Annotated in this window: 23 protein-coding genes and 9 tRNA genes; 30 read left to right on the top strand and 2 right to left on the bottom strand. The window is 39.0% G+C overall.

Going from position 1 to position 23,162, the window contains the following annotated elements:
• Positions 1 to 88: 88 nt before the first annotated feature.
• The 21 genes from VEI_RS07790 (at position 89) to VEI_RS07690 (ending at position 14,460) form a co-directional block, all read left to right on the top strand.
• Positions 89 to 952 carry an energy-coupling factor transporter ATPase gene (locus VEI_RS07790; RefSeq protein ID WP_059364024.1) on the top strand — a complete coding sequence of 288 codons (864 nt, stop codon included), beginning with the start codon at positions 89 to 91 and terminating at the stop codon, positions 950 to 952.
• Complete coding sequence (locus VEI_RS07785; protein ID WP_059364021.1) at positions 952 to 1,812, top strand: energy-coupling factor transporter ATPase; 861 nt, start codon at positions 952 to 954, stop codon at positions 1,810 to 1,812. The genes VEI_RS07790 and VEI_RS07785 overlap by 1 nt, the downstream gene beginning before the upstream one ends.
• Positions 1,802 to 2,602, top strand: a complete 801-nt coding sequence (locus VEI_RS07780; protein WP_059364017.1) for an energy-coupling factor transporter transmembrane component T family protein — start codon at positions 1,802 to 1,804, stop codon at positions 2,600 to 2,602. The genes VEI_RS07785 and VEI_RS07780 overlap by 11 nt, the downstream gene beginning before the upstream one ends.
• The gene (gene truA, locus VEI_RS07775) at positions 2,602 to 3,387 is read left to right on the top strand and encodes a tRNA pseudouridine(38-40) synthase TruA (RefSeq protein ID WP_059364012.1); all 786 of its coding nucleotides are present in this window, start codon (positions 2,602 to 2,604) and stop codon (positions 3,385 to 3,387) included. Before VEI_RS07780 ends, truA begins: the two co-directional genes overlap by 1 nt.
• A gap of 286 nt (positions 3,388 to 3,673) precedes the next feature.
• Entirely contained in the window at positions 3,674 to 5,425 is a 1,752-nt protein-coding gene (locus VEI_RS07770; RefSeq protein WP_082161472.1) for a 2-oxoacid:acceptor oxidoreductase subunit alpha, read from the top strand.
• Position 5,426: 1 nt separating this feature from the next.
• Complete coding sequence (locus VEI_RS07765; RefSeq protein ID WP_059364008.1) at positions 5,427 to 6,299, top strand: 2-oxoacid:ferredoxin oxidoreductase subunit beta; 873 nt, start codon at positions 5,427 to 5,429, stop codon at positions 6,297 to 6,299.
• Between the two features lie 127 nt (positions 6,300 to 6,426).
• The gene (locus VEI_RS07760) at positions 6,427 to 8,277 is read left to right on the top strand and encodes an MAG1210 family protein (protein ID WP_223209355.1); all 1,851 of its coding nucleotides are present in this window, start codon (positions 6,427 to 6,429) and stop codon (positions 8,275 to 8,277) included.
• Positions 8,270 to 8,989: a LemA family protein gene (locus tag VEI_RS07755; protein WP_059363999.1), complete on the top strand. Its 720-nt coding sequence runs from the start codon at positions 8,270 to 8,272 to the stop codon at positions 8,987 to 8,989. The genes VEI_RS07760 and VEI_RS07755 overlap by 8 nt, the downstream gene beginning before the upstream one ends.
• Before the next feature lie 39 nt (positions 8,990 to 9,028).
• Entirely contained in the window at positions 9,029 to 10,375 is a 1,347-nt protein-coding gene (locus VEI_RS07750; protein ID WP_059363992.1) for an MATE family efflux transporter, read from the top strand.
• A 103-nt stretch (positions 10,376 to 10,478) separates the two neighbouring features.
• Complete coding sequence (locus tag VEI_RS07745; protein ID WP_059363990.1) at positions 10,479 to 11,366, top strand: prephenate dehydrogenase; 888 nt, start codon at positions 10,479 to 10,481, stop codon at positions 11,364 to 11,366.
• Between the two features lie 10 nt (positions 11,367 to 11,376).
• Entirely contained in the window at positions 11,377 to 12,414 is a 1,038-nt protein-coding gene (locus VEI_RS07740; RefSeq protein WP_059363988.1) for a nicotinate-nucleotide--dimethylbenzimidazole phosphoribosyltransferase, read from the top strand.
• Positions 12,411 to 13,514 (top strand): nicotinate-nucleotide--dimethylbenzimidazole phosphoribosyltransferase, encoded by a 1,104-nt coding sequence (locus VEI_RS07735; RefSeq protein ID WP_059363987.1) that lies wholly within the window; start codon positions 12,411 to 12,413, stop codon positions 13,512 to 13,514. Before VEI_RS07740 ends, VEI_RS07735 begins: the two co-directional genes overlap by 4 nt.
• A gap of 222 nt (positions 13,515 to 13,736) precedes the next feature.
• Positions 13,737 to 13,811, top strand: a tRNA-Gly gene (locus tag VEI_RS07730).
• Between the two features lie 5 nt (positions 13,812 to 13,816).
• Positions 13,817 to 13,892: transfer RNA gene (locus tag VEI_RS07725), tRNA-Asn, on the top strand.
• Positions 13,893 to 13,897: 5 nt separating this feature from the next.
• A tRNA-Lys gene (locus VEI_RS07720) sits at positions 13,898 to 13,973 on the top strand.
• 5 nt (positions 13,974 to 13,978) lie between these two features.
• A tRNA-Glu gene (locus VEI_RS07715) sits at positions 13,979 to 14,053 on the top strand.
• A gap of 4 nt (positions 14,054 to 14,057) precedes the next feature.
• Positions 14,058 to 14,133, top strand: a tRNA-Val gene (locus tag VEI_RS07710).
• Positions 14,134 to 14,136: 3 nt separating this feature from the next.
• A tRNA-Gly gene (locus VEI_RS07705) sits at positions 14,137 to 14,211 on the top strand.
• A 7-nt stretch (positions 14,212 to 14,218) separates the two neighbouring features.
• Positions 14,219 to 14,294 (top strand) — tRNA-Asn (locus tag VEI_RS07700).
• Between the two features lie 12 nt (positions 14,295 to 14,306).
• A tRNA-Glu gene (locus VEI_RS07695) sits at positions 14,307 to 14,381 on the top strand.
• A 3-nt stretch (positions 14,382 to 14,384) separates the two neighbouring features.
• Positions 14,385 to 14,460 (top strand) — tRNA-Val (locus VEI_RS07690).
• 95 nt (positions 14,461 to 14,555) lie between these two features.
• Here the strand turns inward: VEI_RS07690 and VEI_RS07685 are convergent.
• Together VEI_RS07685 and VEI_RS07680 are read right to left on the bottom strand one after the other, a co-directional pair.
• On the bottom strand, positions 14,556 to 14,879 hold the full coding sequence (locus VEI_RS07685; protein ID WP_059363985.1) for a YnfA family protein: 324 nt from the start codon (positions 14,877 to 14,879) through the stop codon (positions 14,556 to 14,558).
• Positions 14,880 to 14,992: 113 nt separating this feature from the next.
• Positions 14,993 to 15,892: a LysR family transcriptional regulator gene (locus tag VEI_RS07680; RefSeq protein ID WP_059363983.1), complete on the bottom strand. Its 900-nt coding sequence runs from the start codon at positions 15,890 to 15,892 to the stop codon at positions 14,993 to 14,995.
• Positions 15,893 to 16,228: 336 nt separating this feature from the next.
• On the opposite strand from VEI_RS07680, the gene rpsD reads away from it, so the two are divergent.
• The 9 genes from rpsD (at position 16,229) to VEI_RS07635 (ending at position 22,659) form a co-directional block, all read left to right on the top strand.
• Positions 16,229 to 16,816, top strand: coding sequence for a 30S ribosomal protein S4 (gene rpsD, locus VEI_RS07675; RefSeq protein ID WP_009350991.1), 588 nt, complete (start codon positions 16,229 to 16,231; stop codon positions 16,814 to 16,816).
• 548 nt (positions 16,817 to 17,364) lie between these two features.
• The gene (gene rplM / locus VEI_RS07670) at positions 17,365 to 17,805 is read left to right on the top strand and encodes a 50S ribosomal protein L13 (RefSeq protein ID WP_059363981.1); all 441 of its coding nucleotides are present in this window, start codon (positions 17,365 to 17,367) and stop codon (positions 17,803 to 17,805) included.
• 20 nt (positions 17,806 to 17,825) lie between these two features.
• Entirely contained in the window at positions 17,826 to 18,218 is a 393-nt protein-coding gene (rpsI, locus tag VEI_RS07665; protein ID WP_004695188.1) for a 30S ribosomal protein S9, read from the top strand.
• 168 nt (positions 18,219 to 18,386) lie between these two features.
• Positions 18,387 to 19,175: a trans-2-decenoyl-ACP isomerase gene (gene fabM, locus VEI_RS07660; protein WP_059363978.1), complete on the top strand. Its 789-nt coding sequence runs from the start codon at positions 18,387 to 18,389 to the stop codon at positions 19,173 to 19,175.
• 171 nt (positions 19,176 to 19,346) lie between these two features.
• A complete protein-coding gene (gene pgl, locus VEI_RS07655; protein WP_059363976.1) occupies positions 19,347 to 20,102 on the top strand; it encodes a 6-phosphogluconolactonase in 756 nt (251 codons plus the stop codon).
• A 36-nt stretch (positions 20,103 to 20,138) separates the two neighbouring features.
• Entirely contained in the window at positions 20,139 to 20,381 is a 243-nt protein-coding gene (locus VEI_RS07650) for a Sec-independent protein translocase subunit TatA/TatB (RefSeq protein WP_059363971.1), read from the top strand.
• Between the two features lie 11 nt (positions 20,382 to 20,392).
• Positions 20,393 to 20,701 carry a heavy-metal-associated domain-containing protein gene (locus VEI_RS07645; protein WP_059363966.1) on the top strand — a complete coding sequence of 103 codons (309 nt, stop codon included), beginning with the start codon at positions 20,393 to 20,395 and terminating at the stop codon, positions 20,699 to 20,701.
• 68 nt (positions 20,702 to 20,769) lie between these two features.
• On the top strand, positions 20,770 to 21,213 hold the full coding sequence (locus VEI_RS07640) for a cupin domain-containing protein (RefSeq protein WP_059363965.1): 444 nt from the start codon (positions 20,770 to 20,772) through the stop codon (positions 21,211 to 21,213).
• A 42-nt stretch (positions 21,214 to 21,255) separates the two neighbouring features.
• Positions 21,256 to 22,659: a DASS family sodium-coupled anion symporter gene (locus VEI_RS07635; protein WP_059363963.1), complete on the top strand. Its 1,404-nt coding sequence runs from the start codon at positions 21,256 to 21,258 to the stop codon at positions 22,657 to 22,659.
• Positions 22,660 to 23,162: the final 503 nt, after the last annotated feature.

Raw genomic sequence — 23,162 nt, 5'->3', positions numbered from 1 at the left:
TTATATAGTAGCAGTTATCGTAGAAGTGAAAGTATAATTGTTAACTTTCAGAAAAAACGAAATTGACTAGAAAGATACGAGGCTATTCATGAAATCAAAAGAAACTATGATTGAGGTCAATCATTTAAGCCATCTATATATTGATGAAAATGGTAATGATGTGCGTGCGCTAGATGATGTCAGTCTTAGTATACATCGCGGAGAGTTTGTTGCTATTATCGGTACTAATGGTAGTGGTAAAAGTACGTTGGCTAAACATTTTAATGTGCTATTACAACCTACAGAAGGTCATGTTAATGTATGTGGTTATGATACATTAGATGGGGAGCATATTTGGGATATTCGTCAACATGTAGGGATGGTATTCCAAAACCCTGACAATCAAATCGTTGCAGCCGTTGTGGAGGAAGATGTGGCATTTGGCCCAGAGAATTTAGGTGTTCCTAGTGCTGAAATACGTAAGCGTGTTGACGACGCATTAGCAGCAGTAAATATGACTGATTATGCGGAACATGGCCCTCATTTATTATCTGGTGGTCAAAAGCAACGTATTGCTATTGCTGGCGTTTTAGCAATGAAACCAGATTGTATCGTTTTAGATGAACCTACAGCTATGCTTGACCCTAAAGGGAGAATAGAGGTTTTAGAAACAATTCACAAACTGAATAAAGAAGAAGGTATAACCATTGTGCTAATTACTCATTTCATGGAAGAAGCGGTTACAGCTGATCGTGTGGTAGTCATGAAAAATGGTGTAAAACTACAGGAGGGGTCACCACGAGAAATCTTTACACAAGTTGATACCTTAAAAGGTTTAGGGCTGGATGTTCCTGTGGCAGCAGAGGTGGCCTTTAAATTAACTCAACAAGGTGTTGATATTCCACAAGATATTATTACCAATGATGAGTTAGGGAATGCACTAATTAATTATTATGCGAAGGAGGCACACTAATGGCTATTGTATTAGATAATATTACCTATACCTATGGTGTGGGAACTCCTTTTGAAAAAACGGCTTTAAAAGGCATATCTGTGACCATTGAAAATGGAGAATTTTTAGGTATTATTGGGCATACTGGTTCTGGTAAATCTACTTTTGTGCAACATCTTAATGGATTATTGCATCCTACAACAGGAACAGTAACTGTTAATGGTGTTGATGTAAGCGAGAAAACTGATGAAGCTAAAAAGATGCGTCATAAGGTTGGTATGGTATTCCAATATCCAGAACATCAACTGTTTGAAGAAACTATTGCTGCCGATATTGCATTTGGACCTAAAAATTTAGGTCTTGATGAAGAAGAAGTAGATCGTCGTGTACGTGAAGCGATGGATTTTGTAGGACTTGACTATGATACCTATGCTGAACGCTCCCCATTCCATCTATCTGGTGGTCAAATGCGTCGTGTTGCCATAGCTGGTGTTGTGGCAATGGAGCCAGATTTTCTTGTTCTTGACGAACCGTCTGCTGGTCTTGATCCGTTTGGCCGTGAAGAAATTTTTGAGGAAATCATTAAATTACACAATGAAAAAAAAATAACCGTTATCCTCGTGTCTCATAATATGGAGGATATTTCTAGAATGGCAAATCGTCTAATCGTCCTTGATAAAGGTAAAATCGTGTTGGATGGTAAACCATTAGATATCTTTAACCATCAACGCCATGTGTTACAAGAGGTAGGGGTTGATGTACCTCCCGTATCGGTGTTGATTGAATCGCTTCGCAATAGGGGCCTTGATCTATCCAACAAAGTTTTATCCGTTGATGATGCAGTGAAATCTATCTTGGAAGGAGGTCAACATGTTAAATAATATTACTATTGGCCAATTCTTCCCAGGTGATTCTTTATTACATCACATGGATCCAAGGGCAAAAATTATAGGTACCACTATTTTTGTAGTGGCCATATTCTTAGCGAATACGCCATTGGCATATGGTATTGTGGCAGCTTTTACCATTGGTGCTATGCTACTATCTAGATTGCCATTGCGCTTGATGTGGAATGCTATTAAACCTCTATGGATTATTATTGTATTTACCATGGGGATTCATATTTTTACAACCCCTGGTAACAGCTTGATATCCTATGGGATTATTAATATTACCGATAATGGTGTGGCTATGGGCTTGCAAATGGCGGCACGATTGGTATTCTTAATCTTATTCTCTTCCTTGCTAACCTATACGACATCACCTATACGGCTGACAGATGGTATTGAGCATTTGTTAAATCCATTCCGTCGTATCGGGGTACCAGCGCATGAATTAGCTATGATGATGACTATTGCATTGCGCTTTATTCCGACTTTGTTAGATGAGACAGATCGTATTATGAAAGCTCAATCGGCTCGTGGTGCAGATTTTGTAACAGGTAGCATTATACAACGAGCTAAGAATATGATACCTCTTTTAGTACCGCTATTTATCAGTGCTTTTCGTCGTGCCGATGAATTAGCTATCGCCATGGAGGCTCGTTGTTATCGTGGCGGTGTTAATCGTACGCGCATGAAAGAGCTAAGTATTACTTGGGTAGATTATGTTGGCATTGGTGCTGTACTAATGGTTACAGCTATCTTATTAGCTTTATGGTGGTTAAACTAATGCGAAATATACGGCTCATTGTAGCCTATGATGGCACAGATTTAGCTGGCTATCAAAAACAATCGGCAGATAAAGGTATTACCGTTCAAGGTGCGTTGGAAAAGGCGTTATCTATCATTTGTGCCGAGCCAATTCAAATCTATGGAGCCTCTAGAACGGATGCGGGTGTGCATGCTCGTTTTCAAGTGTGTGCCTTTCGAACCTCAGGATCGATACCTGTGGAAAATATTCCTAGGGCTACGATTGCTCATTTGCCAAAGGATATCGTTGTTACGGAGGCTATTGAGATACCATTAGATTGGAAACCGCGTAATAACATATTTGGTAAGGAGTATATTTATTCTATTTATAATCGTGAGATTGCTGATCCTATAGGTCAACGCTATCATTGGCATGTAAAGAAGCCCTTAGATATTAAGGCTATGAGGCACGCGGGTAAAGCCCTCGAAGGAACACATGATTTTTCTACATTAAAAGGGGCTAATACGACACCTGTAGACCCGGTGAAGACCATTTATGCTGTTGGTATTGTAGAAAAGAATGGACACATCGATATTTCTGTCGTTGGCGATGGTTTTTTATATCATATGGTTCGGAATATAGCTGGGTTATTAGTTGATGTAGGATTGGGCCGAAAATCAGTGGCCCGAATCCCTGAACTGTTGGCCGCAAAAGATCGAAAGAAAATTGGGAAAACCGCACCTGCTCAGGGGCTCGTATTAGAGGAAATCTTCTTTACTCCAGATAGACTTAATACAGTGATTCAACGTATTAAGGGAGAATAAATATTCTATATGATTTTTGATTCGAAATAGACTGAAAATCATCAAAATTATTTATAAATGCACATAAAAGCAGTAGATATCAATATTATCTACTGCTTTTGTTTATTATATGTATTTATATTAATTTGTAATACTTAGAATTCTATGTTAAATGTTACATTGTAAAACGCCTACTATACATGTTACAATTGCACTATAAGACAGGTTTATTACTTAGCTGTAATTTATATACATAGGGTAGACTCTTGTCAGCATAGTAATTTTTATCCTAAGGAGGGTGAATATCTTGCAAAAACGTAAAGATTTTATCTGGAAAATGGGGGGCCAACAAGGTGAAGGTATCGAGAGTTGTGGCGAAATTATGGCTACAATCCTTGCAAAAGAAGGTTATTCTCTATACAGTCAACGTTTGTTTGCATCCCGTATTAAAGGTGGTCATACTACCTTCGCATTGCGTGTTGCATTAGAACAAATTATGTCCATTGGTGAAGGCGTAGACTTTTTGCTTTCCCTTGATCAAGAAACTGTTGATATGCACGGTACAGAAGTACGCGATGGCGGCTATATTATCTGTGATAGTAAAGTAAAACCAGATTTTTCTAAATTTGAAGGTTCCAAAATTAATTGTCTATCATTGCCAATCTCTGAAACAGCAATGAAACAAGGCTCTATGTTGATGCGTAACATCGTAGCACTTGGTATGTCCGTAGCTCTTCTTGGCTTTGATACTAAGATGTTTAAAGATGCTATTGCTGAAAAATTTGCTAAAAAATCTCAAGAAATTATCGATAAAAACTTGGCTGCATTCGATGACGGTTATGGCCTAGTTATGGAAAAATTAGGCGATGTGGAAATCGATACATTACCAGCTCCTGGCAAAAAAGATCAGATGTTCTTGTTAGGTAATGAAGCATGTGCACTTGGCGCTATTGCAGCAGGTTCTCGTTTTATGGCATCCTATCCTATTACTCCAGCATCTGAAGTAATGGAATACATGATTAAAAACATGGATAAATTGGGTGCTACAGTTGTTCAAACAGAGGACGAAATCGCTGCATGTATGACTGCTATGGGTGGTGTATATGCAGGTGTTCGTGGCTTTACATGTACTTCCGGGCCTGGCCTTTCCTTGATGGCAGAATCCTTGTCCATGGCATCTATGGCTGAACTTCCTATGGTTGTTATCGATGTACAACGTTCTGGCCCATCCACTGGTATGGCTACAAAGGTTGAACAATCCGATATTGATGCGGCTTGCTACAATGCACATGGTGATTATTCTGGTATCGTAATTTCTCCAACATCTATTGAAGAATGCTTCTATGAAATTCAAAAAGCATTCAACTTGGCAGAAATGTATCAATGCCCAGTTATCTTCATGCCAGACTTGCAACAAGGCTTGAATAAACAATCGGTTCCTACATTCGACTTGAACCGCGTACCTATTAATCGCGGTAAAATGATGAAGGAAGCTGATCTTCCTGAATTGGTTCAACCTAACTACTTCAAACGCTTTGAATTGACCGAAGATGGTCTTTCCCCTCGTACAATTCCTGGCATGAAAAATGGTCTATTCCTTTCTACAGGTCTAGAACATAACGAAGAAGGTAAACCAGCTGAAGCACCTACAATGCACGTAGCGCAAACTGATAAACGCTTCCGTAAATTGGAAACTGTAGCTGACAACTATGAACCATTCTTGAATAATGCTAAATATGACGAAGCTGATGTGCTTGTTGTAGGTATGGCTTCTAGCCGTGGTGCTATTGAAGAAGCCGTAGCTGAACTTGATCAAGAAGGCGTTAAAGTTAACCACTTACAACTTCGTTTGATTAAACCTTTCCCTGCAAAACAATTGCAACCTTTCATGGATGCAGCTAAAAAAGTTGTTATTGTAGAACATAATGCGACTGGTCAATTAACTAATCTATTCAAAATCAACATGCATAAGAAATCTAAAATTTCTAGCTGCTTGAAATATGATGGTAATCCATTCACAAAATCGTATGTGAAAAATGCAATTAAGGAGGTCCTATAATATGACAACAGCTAAAGATTACAGAAATGATATTCGCCCTAACTGGTGCCCTGGTTGTGGTCATTATGGGGTTCAAGCAGCCATTACTGATGCAGTAGTAGCAAAAAATATTCCACCTGAAAAATTAGCAGTTATTTCTGGTATCGGTTGTTCTAGCCGTATCGGTGGTTATTTTTATGCTTATGGTGCACATACAACTCATGGTCGTGCGCTTCCTTACGCTCAAGGCGTTAAACTTGCTAACCAAGATTTAGAAGTTATTGCATGTTCCGGTGATGGCGATGCGTTCGCTATCGGCATGGGGCATACAATTCATGCTTTCAAACGTAATGTAAACATGACATACGTTGTAATGGATAACCATGTATATGGTTTGACTAAAGGTCAAGCATCCCCTCGTTCCGATATTGGTTTTGTTACAAAAACAACTCCTCGTGGGGCATTTGAAACACCATTGTCCATCTGTGAAACTGCAATTGCTGCAGGAGCTACATTTGTTGCACAAGGTTATATGATTAATCGTGCAGAGCTCGTTGATTTAATTCAACAAGCAATGGATCATGAAGGCTTCTCCTTCATTAACGTATTCAGCCCATGTGTTACTTATAATAAACACAATAGCTATGACTGGTTCAAAGAGCATTTAGTTGCATTGCCAGAAGGTTATGACCCAACAGATCGTGCAGCAGCACTTAAAACTTTGGGTGAAACAGATGGTTTGGTTACTGGTCTTATCTATCAAAATAAAACGAAACCTTCTTTTGAAAAAGCTATGGCTGCAGCAAATGGTGGTCCACATGCTCGTCCATTGACTGAAGATGTAGTAAAACCAGATCAAGCTCTATTCGATAGTCTTTGCAATCAATTTAAGTAATCCTATTTAAAACGAGTCATTTATGATCTGTACCCCTCTTTACTGGAAGTCTAGTAAAGAGGGGTTTTTATAAAAATTTATAACGTATAGGTCTGTTGTTTTACAATATGAGTCATTGAGTAGAGGAATGAGTAGCGTGTCGAATGAATATAATGAAGCATTACTAGAACCACTTAAGTATTATCGGGAAGATTTAAAGGATGCCTTTCAGCATGTCACAGAAGAATATTTCCAAGACTTGGTAAATCAATCTAAGGTAGATATAGATAAAAATAGAGAGTTAATAGATAAGTATACTACTGTATCAGAAAATCGAGATCAATCAAATACTTCATATAAACGATTTGGTATTATCAAAAAAGTTGATTTTGTTATCGGTATAGGTGCCCTTATTTATGGTGTTTATCAGTTTTCACAAGATCCTATAGATATTATATCGGTTGCTGTTTCTAGTATTGTTCTTGTGCTAACTGTAGTTCTGTATCTATATTGGATTAAGCCTAATAGTAAGAGTCTTGAAGAAAAACTAAATGATTTAGAATCAACTTTAGCTCAAATGCGCCAAGAAGGGTATGAGATGCTGGCACCATTAAATAATCTATTTCATAGTGAAATGACTGCAGAGCTCATAAAGAAGGCGATTCCCTTTATTCATATGGATTCTAATTTTAATATTGAACGGTATGAACAGTTAGTTAAAGATTATGGATTTTTAGAAAAAGGGGATGTAAATCATTCAACATTAGATATTGCTTCTGGAGATATCCTAGGGAATCCTTTTGTTTTTCTTAAACGTATAATTCATTGGATGGATGACTATACATATGAGGGTACGTTAAATGTTACTTATACAGAGGAGTATGTAGACTCTAATGGTAATCTGAAGACAAGAGATGTTAACGAAACATTACGTGCCGTAATAAGACAACCTGGTCCATATTATGCAAATAGAGTATCCTTAGTGTATGGTAATCATGCGGCCCCTAATCTAATATTCCATAGAAAACCACCGGAAAAAGGATTCTTTAATCTGGGTGGTGCTAAGAGCCTTTTATCTAAAGGGATTGCTAGCATTAGAAAAAAAGGTCAGGACTCATTAGAAGGTGGTGGAAGCTTCCAAGCCTTAGCTAATGAGGAGTTTGATGCACAATTTAATGCGTTGGATCGAAATAATGAGGTTGAATTTAGGGTACTGTTTACGCCATTAGCACAAAATAATTACAAGGATATTTTTGAAAACTCTCCATATGGAGATGACTTTGTATTTAATAAAGAATGCAAAATCAATGAGATTAAAACGGATAACTCTCAAAAGTGGGATTTTAATACTGCACCATCTCAGTATTATGATTTTTCATTCCAAAAAATCAAAGAGAAGTTCATTAATTTTAACTGTGCATATTTTGATCATATGTACTTCTCATTCCTACCAGTTTTAGCAATCCCTGTGTATCAACAAATGGCATCTAATGACTATATTTATGGTAAGTCTTATGATTTCAGATATAATGATTACATTACAGAAATGCTGGCTAATAAAATGGGACTTAATTTATTTGTTCCTCCTGATGCAGCGGAGCGAAATAATGTAAAAACAATCCTTAAGACTAGTCACCATAAAAAAGAAGGCGACTCTGAAGTGATCAAGGTAGATGCGTATTCTTATAGAACGATTGGTCATGTAGATGAGGTGCCAGTCAGAGCCGGCAATGGTAGGACTTATTATGTGCCAGTACACTGGGAGGAGTATGTTCCTGTTACAAAGCATGAATTTATAGAGGTTTCGGAAATAAAATCTGCAGGAGATGATTTCAAGCATATTAAAGGCTTGGACCACTATCAACAATCTGAAAATAATAAAGATCGTTCGTTTGCATATGACCACTTTATGGTCGGTAAACTATATCGACAAAATCAATCTCTAAGCGATTTATTACATACTATTTATGAACAATTTGGAGGTAGCAATAATGGCTAATCAATTAGACGAAATGAATCCGGAAATTATGTCTGAAGGCAGAGACGTGCATGTTATCGCTAAGGTGATTCCTGTAGAAACTAGTGGTTTTGAAAAACTTATTCCTACAATTCTTATGGCAATCGGTGTTCTAGGCATCGTTTTAGGAATTGTTATAGACAAGTATGCCATATCCATTATTGGCGCAATTGTACTGATTTATCCTTGGTGGCGATTAAAACAAATTAGCTCAGAATTTAATATGATGGAACAAAGAATCCAAAATGCTGCATCTGAAATCGATAATTATATGGAGCAACGTGTTGTGATTCTTTCTAATGCAGCTAAGCTTGTAGAAAAGTCCATTGAAGTAGATAAAGATATTCTCGTAGATATTGCTAAATATAGAAGTGGCAATTTCTCTGAAGAGTCTCGTAGTGATGTAAACTCACAACTTAATAAAGCTACACGAGCTATTAATGTAGCTATAGAAAATTATCCTGAATTACAAAGCCAAGATACGATTCGCGATGCAATGCAACAAAACTCTTACTTGCAAAAAGAAATTACTGCAGCTAGAACCTTGTATAATGATGCGGTAAATACTTGGAATAGAGAAATATTTGAATTCCCATTTAAAAAGATTGTAGCGGCTAAAGAAGGCAGAACTACAAGAATCCCATTCATTGCTGATCAAGAAACTAAAGAAAAATCTAAAGGCGTTTTCTTCTAGTGTGTAAAAAGTTTGGCATTAGAACATAAAGGGGATACTATGAAGTCTTATGAAAAAGGGATTAGCTTGTCTATCTGGACTTTGAGTTGGCCTATATTTATCGAAGTGTTCCTACAGCTGTTAGTAGGTAATATAGACCAAGTGATGATGAGTCACTACTCTCCTCAAGCGGTAGCAGCTGTGGCTAATGCCAATCAAATTTTAAATATATTTATTATGCTCATCATTGTAATGAGCACAGCTACGACGATTTTGATAGCTCAATACTTAGGCGCTCGGAATCAGTCGAAGCTATCAGAGGTATGTACGGTTAGCTTGGTGTTGAACTTTTTCTTTTCATCTGTTGCGGCCGTATTCTTTATCACCTGTCATGAATGGATTTTTACATGGCTTGGTATTCCGCCAGAAACGATGAGCGATACGTCGATATATACGACCATTGTGGCCGCAGGATTACCGATTCAGGCTATGTATTATGCGTTGGTTGCCGTATTTAGAGGCCATTCATTAACGCGTGTTACTATGTATATCGCGTTAGTTATGAATGTTATCCATATCACAACTAACTATGTATTAATATTTGGTCATGGTCCCATACCAAGCCTTGGTGTACTAGGGGTATCAATTTCTACCTGGTTATCTAAGGTGGTAGGCCTCGTAATTATCGGCTATACCTTTAAGAAGTTGCTTACGTTAGAGGTGAACTTCAAATTTTTAAAACCATTCCCGTGGCATACGGTTAAGTCTTTACTGAATATCAGTGTTCCCTCTGGTGGTGAAACCTTAAGCTATCAGTTATCTCAGACAACGATTATGAAAATGGTCAACATCCTAGGGCTAGCTGTTATTAATACAAAGGTCTATGTATCGGTTATTGCCATGCTTTGCTATGTATATACCATAGCATTAGCAAATGCATCTCAAGTTATTGTGGGCTTCTTGATGGGGGCCAAACGGCAAGATGAGGTGACAAATCGCGTATGGTATTCTATGTTTTTAGCTATTACTATCAATGTAGGCTTGGCTACGTTCTTTTATATTACCAGTGATATTGTGCTATCCGTATTTACTACGGATCCAGAAATCCTATCATTAGCGCATAATGTATTATTGGTTGAGATTTTCCTTGAACTAGGACGCGCCGTTAATATTGTTATGGTTAGCTGTTTACAAGCGGCAGGGGATATTCGGACGCCGATGCTAGTAGGTGTCTTTGGCATGTGGCTATGTGCTGTACCATTGTCCTACCTCTTTGGTATTTACTGGGGCTGGGGACTCGTAGGTATTTGGATTGCTATGGCGGCAGATGAAATTTTACGAGGTTTATTATTTGTGTATCGCTGGTATAGCGGTAAATGGAAAAATAGACGACTTATTGAGGCGTAGTTTTGAAATATTAATTATTATTAATTATTACTTGTTTGTAGAAATATATTGAACATCACATTGGAGATTGTAAATTACTAGATATTTGTGAAAGTAGGTTTATATGAGTAAAACCGTAGGTATTATTGGATTAGGTCTATTAGGAGGCTCTTTAGCAAAGGCCTTAAAAGCATATACAGATTATGAGGTTGTTGGCTATGCTAGGCGACAAGAAATATGTGATGCGGCATTACAAGATGGAGTCGTGAGTGCTGCTTGGACAGAAGTCGAACCATTGATTGAACACTCAGATATTGTTGTATTTTCTTTGCCACCAGATACAAATGCACGACTTTTTACGGAAATGGCACATCTGTTTAGACCTGGTCAAGTGGTAACAGATGTATCTAGTGCTAAGGAAAACTTTGTCCGTGCTGTGTATGAATCAATTCCTAAGGGGACTATATTTGTATCTGTTCATCCTATGGCTGGTTCTGAAAAGGGTGGATATGAAGTATCTCATAAAAATCTATTTAAAGGCATGGGGTGGATTGTGCTAGAGGACAAAGCCTCTGAAGTGTATAACGAAGAGGTTGCTCAAGAACTGGCGGATATGGGACGTGCTTTAGGCTCTCGTATTGAGGTTGTCGATATTTATGCTCATGATGCATATTTAGCTATGGTCAGCCATATGCCTCATTTATTAGCATCTATTGTGACACAAGTATCTGGCGGCGATGAATTAGGCGAATTGCGCATGAAATTATCCGCTGGTGGTTTCCGCGACTGTACACGTGTAGCAGGGGGCTTACCATCTATGTGGCGTGAAATTATTTATGGTAATCGTCGTAATGTTATTAATGGTCTTACACAAATCGAAGAAGAAATTCAACGTGTGAAAGAAATACTTTCACAAGAAGATGAAGGTCAAGCATTAGAATCCTATTTGGAACGAAGCCGTGACATTCGTAGTAAATTGCCGTATTTAACGGGACAAATTAAAGATAACTAAGGGAGATAGTATGAGTTTGTTACAAGAAACTTGTGGCGCTATTACAGGTCGCAATCAAGAGATTGAACAACATATAATTGATAGCTGGAATGCAGCATCATCTGTAGAGCAGTATGGTCGTCTTGTAAATGTGGTGGCCCAATATGGCTCTGCTACGAATCAAGAGACTTTGACAATACCAAAGCCGTGTATGATTATTGCTAGTGCGGATCATGGTGTAGCTGATATGGGTGTTAGTGCGTACCCAAAGGAAACTACCGTTGGGATGACACAGAACTACCTAATCCCTAAAGGGGCTGGTGCTAATTCCTTAGCTAATTACTGTGGTGCTCAAATGGAAGTCATCGACATGGGTATTGATGCGGATATGAGTTGGGTACCGGGCCTACGCAGTCATAAACTGGGGATGGGAACAAAAAACTTCGTAGAAGAACCAGCCATGACACGGGAACAAGCGATTGAAGGCATTGAAACAGGTATCCGTCTTGTAAAAGAAAAAATCGATGAAGGTTTCAACGTATTTTTAGTAGGTGAAATGGGGATTTCCAATACTACAGCTAGTGCCCTTATGACCGCTAAGTTTGCGGGCCTCACTGCAGAAGAAGCGACAGGTCGAGGTACTAATATTTCCGATGAACGCCTTAAATTAAAGCAACGCATCGTTCATGATGTACTAGAAAAATATAAGGATATACCAAAGGACGATGCCATTGGTATTTTATCCTCTGTAGGTGGTTTTGAATTTGCTTGTATCGTTGGCGTCATCTTAGGTGCCGCTGCTAATAATGGATTGGTTATCATCGATGGTTTTAATACTTCTGCTTGTGCATTAGTAGCTAAAACCTTAGTGCCAGAAGTCATGGATTATGTGATGGCATCTCATTTGTCGGCTGAAAAGGCTGCTAAATCTTCGTTGGTAAATTTAGGTCTTGAAGCTTATGTAGATTTAGGTCTTTGTCTAGGCGAGGCCTCTGGTAGTTCGGTTCAAATGGGGATGCTAGACCTTGCAGTTCATATGTATTTGGCCATAACAGGAGGTAAGGCATGAGAACTTTCAACATAGAACCATTGCATGTACCATCCATGGAAGCATGCCGTTTACGTATTGATAATTTAACAAAACCTATTTATAGCCTTGCAACATTAGAAACCATAGCTGAACGTTTCGCAGGTATTCTAGCAAATCCTAAGCCAAATCATTTGCGCCATGGTGTGCTCATTGTAGCAGCGGATCACTTGGTAGATGGTCCTCAAAATAATCAGCATGGTAGTGAAAGCTACGCCGCTATCAAACGTTTCAATGAAGGTAGAACGGCTACGCAAGGCGCAGCATTTAAGTTAAATGCAGACGTACATGTTGTAAATGTAGGTCTTGAGCAAGATACTAGTGATCTAGAACATATTGATCAACAAGTCATTCGTAAAGGCTCTCATTTCTTTGGTGTAGAACCTGTCATTTCTCAAGATGAACTTGAGCGAGCTCTAGAGCTTGGCTTTACCTATGCTGATAAACTACATGCTGATGGATTACAAGTGGTAGCTATCGGCAATATAGGGGAGAGGGTGTTCCTTGACTCCCTCGTAACGACGGCTACAATTACGGGCTGTGCCTATGATGATATTCTCGTTCATACCGAATGTGGACCTACGGTAGAACAACGGGCTGCTCATATTCATTCCTTTGTAGATCGATTCAATATTGCTGTGGATGATTGGTCTGCATTGAGTGAAAGCAATCGCCGTGATGCGGTATTACATTTACTTCATATTGCAGGAGGCTTAGATATTGCATTCTTAACAGGCTTTATCTTAGGTGCCACAAGTCACCGTATGGCTGTAGTATTTGATAATGCCGTAACAGGTGCTGCTGTATTGGCGGCTGTTACCATTGAGCCATTAGTAAAAGACTATGTATTCCCATCGGCGGCCTATGAGGAACCAATTCATAAGGAACAATGTCGATTCCTAGGTGTGAAACCATGTTTGTACTATAACTTACAAATCGATGAAGCCTTAGGTTCCACAATGGGCCTATCTATTATCGATGCATCTATGCATATGCTAAATGACATGAAAACATTCATCGAAGCCGAAGTAAGCGTCGCTGAAGATGGGGCTGGTAAAGGTAGACAAAAGAATAAAGAATAGATTACATAAGAGAGGACTGGCGAAGTCCTCTTATATGTATTATGAAAGTGTTGTACAAGTTTTGTATCCCTGGTTTTAAAATATAAATTTCTCAGTGATTTCATATAAAAACCATTGACACTATATTTGTAAATTGATATTATTATAAGGCGGTCAGGACATTCTCAATTTGTTCTTGACGACAGATTGATAATTATGTTATATTAATTATCGGTTCTGTATGCGGGAATAGCTCAGCGGTAGAGCACCGCCTTGCCAAGGCGGGGGTCGCGAGTTCGAATCTCGTTTCCCGCTCCATACATTCCTCGATAGCTCAGTCGGTAGAGCAATCGGCTGTTAACCGATCGGTCGTAGGTTCGAGTCCTACTCGGGGAGCCATTCATGACTCACTAGCTCAGTTGGCAGAGCACCTGACTTTTAATCAGGGTGTCCCGCGTTCGAGTCGCGGGTGAGTCACCAAATCTGGCCCGTTGGTCAAGCGGTTAAGACACCGCCCTTTCACGGCGGTATCCCGGGTTCGATTCCCGGACGGGTCACCAATATGGACGATTAGCTCAGCTGGGAGAGCGCCTGCCTTACAAGCAGGATGTCGGCAGTTCGATCCTGTCATCGTCCACCAAATGCGGGAATAGCTCAGCGGTAGAGCACCGCCTTGCCAAGGCGGGGGTCGCGAGTTCGAATCTCGTTTCCCGCTCCATAAATGTTCCTCGATAGCTCAGTCGGTAGAGCAATCGGCTGTTAACCGATCGGTCGTAGGTTCGAGTCCTACTCGGGGAGCCAATTTCATATCATGGCCCGTTGGTCAAGCGGTTAAGACACCGCCCTTTCACGGCGGTATCCCGGGTTCGATTCCCGGACGGGTCACCACATGGACGATTAGCTCAGCTGGGAGAGCGCCTGCCTTACAAGCAGGATGTCGGCAGTTCGATCCTGTCATCGTCCACCAAGCTAAAGCAGTTATCTTCGGATAACTGCTTTTTTCGCGTTGGTGACAAAAAAGCGACACCTAGGTGTCGCTTTCAGTATGGACAATGTAATTCGTTAGCGTGGCGCATACATGATGATATACACGCCTACGAGGCATATAAGGCCTCCTATGATATCGTACATATCTGGGCGTAAGCCATCGACGAGCCAACCCCATAAAATAGAGAGGGCAATAAATACGCCTCCATATGCGGCATAGACCTTGCCAAAGCTTGTTTCTGGTTGAAAGGTGGGAATGACACCATATAAAATTAGCACTATAGCACCCGCTAATAGATATAAGGGACTTTTATCGTCGCGCATATAGAGCCAAACGAGATAGCCTCCGCCGATTTCAGCGATGCCAGCTAAGATAAAATAAAATATAGATAATAACATAAATACCTCTCATTGAATATAAATCTCATTTTAGTGTATCACGATTGTTTTGGAATGTCAGTAGATACTAAATTAAAATCCCTCATTCATCGAAGAATGAGGGATTTTTTAAATTATAATCTCGCTGGAGATTCTTGGAGGACGTAGTCCATGAATGTATGCATGGTTTCTGTTTTTGAGTTGTTCTTCTTATAGGCGAAGCATACTTGTAATTTAAATGGTTTTGCTAGAGGCAAATAGCCTGAAGTAATATTGAGGGCATCGAGAATTTGACGTGCTACGATGCAGCCAGAATCATTTTTCTGACAATAATCAATCATTGTATATGGATTTGATAAACGGCTACCTCTAATATGTAGGTTTTGCTGGCCGTTACCAACATATGCTTTTAAGGTACGATACATAAAGTATTTAGGAGGATACATTAATAACGGAAATTGTTGCATCGCTTTTAATGTGGCCTCATGCATTTGATCGATTATCTTTGGTGCATAGTAAACGAATTCATCTTCGCGCAATGCTTTTGATTCGTATAAGGACATATCCTTATTGTTTGGTAAATAGAGAAGAGCGATATCGATACGGTTTTCGCGCAAATCGAGTAATAACTCTTCTTCTTCCATATCAAAAATTGACATAGAAAATTCAGGGTGGTTTTCAAAGAAATGTGATACATATCCATTGAGGCGAATATCGCCGAGGCTGCGAAGAACACCGATATTTAAAATTGGACGTTCTACCTTGCTAGCTAAACGGATGGATTGTATAGCTCTTTCTAATGTATCCAAAACAAGTTCTGCTTCAGGCAAAAACAACTCTCCTTCTGGTGTTAAGCGGCTGCCGCGAGTAGAGCGCGAAATTAATTTAACGCCTACGAGACGCTCTAATTTTTTCATTTGCGCACTGAAAGCAGATTGTGTGATATTCATCGTTTGTGCTGCTAATGTGAAACTACCTGTTTTATTATATGTAATAAAACTTTGTAGTTCCTGCATGGTTGGTAATTCTTTCATCTCAGTACTCCGATTAAACTTAAAGACCTCATATTACTACATATTACCCATATTAATTGTATTGTAGCATAATATGAGTATTTTTTCATCTAAATCTATAATATACGATGAATTGTGTAGGTTGGATATAGATTGGTTCTTATATAATAAAATGTGTTTGAATATCTTTGATGGGTAAGTAATTTTAGTTATTATTAATCGTGGTAAAAGTGTTTTCAATGGTGATTAACTTTCACAAGCAGAACTAATTGACATAGCACTGTAAGAAGTGCTATTATTATTGGGTACCTTTATGTCGTGGTACAAGTCTATATTAAACTATGAGGTGATAATCACATGGCAACGAGAAGAGAGGCTCGATTCAAACTTTGTCGTCGCTTTGGTGTGAACGTATTCGGTCACGCAAAAGCCTTGAATCGCGTCAAAAAAGACCAACGTCAGAAAAAAATGTCTGAGTATGGCACACAATTATTAGAAAAACAAAAAGTTAAAGCTTACTACAACTTGCTAGAACGCCAGTTCGTACGCTATTATGATAAAGCGAAAAAAATGCAAGGTGTTACAGGTGAAAACATGTTGATCCTTTTGGAACAACGTCTTGATAACCTTGTATATCGCATCGGCTTCGGTAACTCCATTCGTCAAGCTCGTCAAATGGTAAACCATGGCCACATTTTGGTAAATGGTCGTCGTGTAGACATTCCATCCTACTCCTGCAAACCAGGTGACGTTATTGAACTTCGTGAAGCTTCCCGCGACAACGAAATGTTCAAAACTAATTTCCAAGAACTTCGTTCTTTCGAACTTCCTTACATTGAAAAAGACTTGGAAGGCTTCAAAGCTACATTCACTCGTCTTCCTCAACGTGAAGAACTTCCTATCGAAGTTAACGAAACACTTATCGTCGAATTGTACTCCAAATAATTTGGCGCTATTGCCCGCAGTGCTATGCACTGCGGGTTTTTGTATATATTGTGTTGTTTGTACTATTACTAAAAGATTGTTTTGAGTATATAAATGAGTGAATTAATTATATTTTTTCGAAATATTGATCCACAGTTTTATGTCTGTATATTTGGTCTCATTGTAACTGGAATCGGCATATATAATCCTTTATTATTGGGCTTATACTCTCCTGATAACAGTTACAATGAAAGCTCAATTATGATATTGATTTTTAGGCTTATTAGTGGGATGTTGTTTTTAATAATGGTTTTGTATTTATTATATCGGCTTGTTACAGGGACATGGTTTGGTACTTAATTTTGAGCATTTAGATTTTTCAATTAAATGAAAGTAAATATAAAATCTATCTTCTACAAAGGTAAAAATCATAGTAACTTTTAATTGACACAACCCCATAAAATCTGTATACTATTTTGAGTAAGCTTTAGTCGTGTTTCCATTAGCCCCGGAAGCAAAGGACAAGCTGATTTTGGTAGAATTATGACGTTATTAGGAGGATATGCAGCATGAAAACTACATTTATGGCCAATCCGAACACAATCGAACGGAAATGGTATGTTGTTGACGCTGAAGGTAAAACTTTAGGACGCCTTGCTGCCGAAGTTGCAAAAGTTCTTCGGGGCAAAAATAAACCAACTTTCACACCACACGTAGACACTGGTGACCATGTGATCGTTGTAAACGCAGAAAAAATTCGCGTAACTGGTAAAAAATTAGAGCAAAAGGAATACTTCCGTCATTCTGGTTATCCAGGTGGTGCTCGTTTCACTAAATTGGGTATGATGCTTGAAAAACAACCTGAACGTGTTGTTGAGATGGCAGTTCGTGGTATGCTTCCAAAAAATAAATTGGGTGCACAACAATACCGTAAATTAAACGTATACGCTGGTCCTGAGCATCCACATGCAGCTCAAAAACCAGAAGTTTTAGAAATTTCCGTACGATAATCTAGAGGGAGGAACATATAATGGCAGTAGCACAATATTACGGCACTGGTCGTAGAAAATCTTCCGTTGCTAGAGTTCGTCTGGTACCGGGCACAGGTAAAATCACTGTTAACAAACGTGAACTTAATGATTATTTCGGTCGCCAAACTTTGGAATTGATCGTAAAACAACCTTTGAATTTGACTAACACAGTTGAACAATACGACGTTATTGCAACTGTAGCTGGTGGCGGTCCTTCCGGTCAAGCTGGTGCAATTCGTCACGGTATCTCCCGTGCGTTATTGGACGTAGATGGCGAACTTCGTCAATCTTTGAAAAAAGCTGGCTTCTTGACTCGTGACCCACGTATGAAAGAACGTAAAAAATACGGTCTTAAAAAAGCCCGCAAAGCAAGCCAATTCTCCAAACGTTAATATTTGGACAACGGATATTACTCCTGCAGATATTGTCTGCAGGAGTTTTTGTATTTCTATAGTTTTTCATATCTGTGGAATCTTATTTACATCTATATACAATTCTCTTATAATGAAATTATAGGAATCGAATAATATCGATAAAATATCTTATATAGGAGAAAATATATGATTTATAATACAATTCAATACGTAGTGGACAACGGCATTGGTACGTTGACATTTAATCGCCCCAAAGTGGCCAATGGTTTTAATATCGAAATGTGCAAAGAAATCCTTGAGGTTTTAGATAAAGCGCATCATGATGAAAGTGTTCGTGCGTTGCTTATTAATGCTGAAGGAAAGGTATTCTCTGCGGGTGGCGATTTGACAGAAATGGAACGCGCTGTAAACGAAGGCGATACAGAGTCTTTGTTTGAAATCGTTGAGCTAGTAGCTCAGATTTCTATGGCTATGAAACGTTTACCTAAACCTGTTATCATGAGCCTTCAAGGTGCTGCGGCAGGTGCAGCATTTAATATGGCGTTGGCTGCCGATTTTGTTGTAGCTGCTAATAACGTACGCTTTATTCAGGCTTTTGTAAGCGTAGGTCTTGCCCCTGATGCAGGTGGTTTATTCTTATTAACTCGCTCCATTGGTATGAATCGTGCTATGCATATCGTTATGACTGGTGAAGCCGTTTCTGCTGAAAAAGGTAAGGAATGGGGCTTTGTATATAAAGTTTGTGAACCAGAGGATTTAGAGACTGCTACAAGACGTCTTGTTGAGAAATTAGCAAAAGGTCCTGCAAAATCTTATCGTGTTATGAAGGAAATGATGTGGAATAGCTTCTTAGCTGGTTGGGAAGAATACAAGAAGTTTGAAGTAGAAAATCAATGTGAATTAGGTCTTTCTGATGACTTCAAAGAAGGTGTACTCGCTTTTACAGAGCGTCGTCGTCCTAAATTTGGTCAATAGTAATATCTTTTGCATGAAATGGCATTTAGTATTACGTAGTTCATAAGAAACTATTAATATAATTAGAACCGATGTGGCTCATAACAGGTGTTACATCGGTTTTTCCTTTTCATACATTGACAAAGCGTATATAATAGAACTATTGAAATAGTTTTAGGAGGTCCATATTGTATGGCTCAAGATATAATTAAATGTTATGATGGTTCTAGTGATATCATTGCTGCATTAGCAGAGGATTTTATTGCTTTTACAGATGCAGAGATTAGCCGTACTGAAACATGTATTGTAGGTATCACAGGCGGCAGAGTAGTCAATGGTTTGTTGGAGGCCTTGAATTCTCCTGAATACATTGAGCGTGTTAATTGGGAACGTGTATTTTTCGTATGGACAGACGAACGATTTTTGCCTCAATCTCATGAGGATAATTATTTCAATCGCGTTAAACCGTTTTTGCTTTGTAAAGCAAAGGGGGCTGCACATTTTTTGCCGATTAATACAGATTCTAAAACCGTTGTTGAGGCAGCAGAGGAATATGAAAAAGAGGTAAGAAATGTTCTTAAGGCATGCAAAAAGTCTGGTCTTGATTTAGCGATTCTCGATCTTGGAGAAGACGGCCATACGGCAGGTCTTTTTGCTGGATCACATGCGTTGCGTGTCTCAGATCGCAATGTTGTGGCTGTTGAGGATGGAAAGGTGTGGGAACGAATTTCTATGACCTTCTCGTTTTTGGCAAAAACTGATGTTGTGTGGTTCACTGTGACTGGTGAAAGTAAGCGTACAGCTCTTACTAAGGTATTGTACCAACGCGAGGATTATGAAGACACAAATTGGGATAAACGTATCGGTCGTGTATTACCAGGGGCTGTGCTTTCACAAGAGGCGATGACCTGGTATGTGGACAAAGATGCGTATAATGATGTACACTAAAATGTGTAGTATTAAGTAAACTTAAAGGAGATACATATGGGGTCTATAGGAACACCTGAATTAATAGTTATTTTAGTGATTGCTCTAGTTATCTTCGGACCTGGTAAATTACCTGAAGTGGGTAAAGCGATTGGTAAGGGAATCAATGAATTTAAAGATGCTCTTACAGGCCCAAAAAAAGCTGTCGATGAAACAAAGGAAGCTGTTAAATCAGCGACTACTATCGATGTAACAGCTGGGGCTAAAAATGATGAAAAACATAAAGAAGCTAATGATTAGGAGGTATTACTATGTGTAAAGATTGCGGTTGTGGTGAAGATAATGGCGTTGTAACAAAGGTATTTACTGTACCTGGTATGATGTGCAATAACTGTAAGGAAACTGTGGAAGGGGCTACATTAGGTCTAGAGGGTGTGCTTAGCTCTGAAGTCAATTTGGCAGAAAAATCAGCTACGATTTCCTTTGATCCATCTAAGGTGAATGTAGAGGATATTACAAAAGCCATCGAACGAACTGGTTTTGATGTAGAATCCGTGGCAGATGGTGTACATAAACATAGTCATGGTTTATTAGGTACCATAAAACACCTCTTTAAATAATTAAATCCATGGAGCTGTATTGAAACATTGTTTTGATACAGCCCCTTTTTATATCGTGAGGTGAAGAGATGATACGTAAGTTTGATCCGGAAAATTTCAAGTGGGATGGCGTCGATACCTTAGTATACAAACAAGACGGGAGTCCTTTTAAAGATGTAACACGGCAAGTACTATATGATGGTGCTTATGATATTCCATGCCAATTTCGCTATTTTGAATGTTTGCCAGGGGGCTATTCCACATTAGAATACCATGAGCATACGCATATGGTTATGATTGGACGTGGTAAAGGGCAACTCTTGCTTGGTGATGAAATATATGATGTTAAAAAAGGGGATTTTATCGAAATCCCTGGCAATACGATTCACCAATTTAGAGCTAATAAGGGAGATTATATCGGATTCTTTTGTCTTGTTAATAAGGAACGCGATAAGGTGAAGCTATTATCTGATGAAGAAATGGAAACCTTAAGAAATCACCCTAAAATTAAAGCATTTTTGGAAAGTTGTTAATCAATTTAACTGGTACTATGTATAATTTGTTCGGGAGGTTCTATGAGCACGTTTACACGAGCGGCTTTTACCGTTTTGGTGGGCTTAGTGATTTGGTTCTTGCCTCATACAGAGGCAATTAAGCCGGAAGGTTGGCATTTACTGGCTATCTTCACGGCTACTATTGTAGGTTTTATTTTGCGCCCTTGGCCAACGGGCATTATGGCACTCTTTGGAATCGTTGCAGCAGTAGCTACAAAATCTATTACCATGGTGCAAGCTCTTGGTGGGTATGCAGAGGCTAATGTTTGGCTTATCGTGGCGGCTGTATTCTTTTCTAGAGGTATTATTAATTCCGGCCTAGGTAAGCGTATTGCTTATACATTGATCCGTGCCTTTGGTACGAGTTCCTTAAAGCTCGCCTATGCATTGGCTTGTACGGACTTAATTATTTCTCCGGCCACACCGTCTAATACGGCGCGTGGGGGCGGTATTATTTTCCCAATTGTGCAAAATATTTCCCTCGCCTTTGGTTCTGAGCCTTATGGTAATACGGCGCGTCGTATTGGTGCATATTTGATGACTACGGCACATACGATGAATACAATTACTGTAACCATTTTTTTGACCGCTTGTAGTGGTAACTTGCTCATCACCTCCTTAGGGGCTAAATTATTTGGCTATGATATTTCCTGGTGGGAATGGTTCCAAGCGGGTGTCATCCCTGGTGTGATTTGTATGATCCTTATGCCTTGGTTCATTTACAAAATTTATCCTCCAGAAATTAAGGAAACCCCAGAGGCTGCCAAAATGGCTCAAAAGGAATTAAATGTACTTGGACCTATTACAAAGGCTGAAATTTCTGTTGCTATTATCTTTGTTCTATGTATCTTGCTTTGGGCGACTGCCATTTGGACTAAGCTTCATCCTACAGTAGTTGCTATGATGGGTGTTCTTGCGTGCGTTATAACGGGCTCCCTTACGTGGGATGATATTTTAGGCGAACGCACTGGCTGGGATATCCTCATCTGGATGGGCACACTCGTTGGCATGGCCGGTCTCCTCGGTAAACTCGGTGTAGTTGCTGTATTTGCGAACTTTGTAAGTCAACATCTTGTAGGTATCGATTGGTTCTGGGCATCTTTTATTATCTCTGCAACCTTTGTATACTCTCAATATTTCTTTGCTAGCGGTACGGCGCGTATTACCGCATTATTCTCCGCCTTTGCAGCCATTTTGGTTGCCATGGGTGCGCCGATTCCATTTACCATCTTGCTCTTTGGTTTGATGAATAGCCCTGGCTGTACATTAACGCATTATAGCTCTGGTGTAACACCAATCTTCTTTGGTGCAGGCTATGTACCACAAGGGACTTGGTGGCGTGTAGGTCTTGCTATTTCTGTGGTAAGCTTTATGATTCATTTCTGGGGCGGTGCCCTTGGTATGTGGCTCTTTGGTATCTTATAATATGAAATTCCCTCGTTGGTGGTCGTTTTTCACCGCGAGGGAGTTTTAGTTTGTTATGAAAGTTTTAAGGACTGTTTTTAGGTGGGTATAGTTTTTAGGTATGGTGAACTTCACAAAAAAACTATAATAAATCTATAGAATATTTATTGCATGAGATTATAGAAAATGTTATTATATTTTTATCGTTACAGATTATTTTAGGAGGAAACATGTTCGGTTTAGTCATTAGCTTGTTGATTATCGCGCTGGTCGTGATTATTAAAAACATTCGAATTATGAACAACAACTTAACATGTTTTGTCTTAGAAGTTCCCGCGAATGGTTTAATATACAATCAATAAGATTTGACTATATTGTTTCTTGTTTTTGTATATATTCCATGGGGTACATAGGTTTATTTATGTATGTATTGGGTTTCTGTAAACAAAAGGAATATCATTTGTAAACTTTTAAGACGATTCTTTGTAATCGTCTTTTTTTATTTGTTATGAAAGCTGTCCAAG

Source organism: Veillonella tobetsuensis, from assembly GCF_001078375.1.
Classification (GTDB): domain Bacteria; phylum Bacillota; class Negativicutes; order Veillonellales; family Veillonellaceae; genus Veillonella; species Veillonella tobetsuensis.
This window is presented reverse-complemented; position numbering and strand designations above follow the sequence as displayed.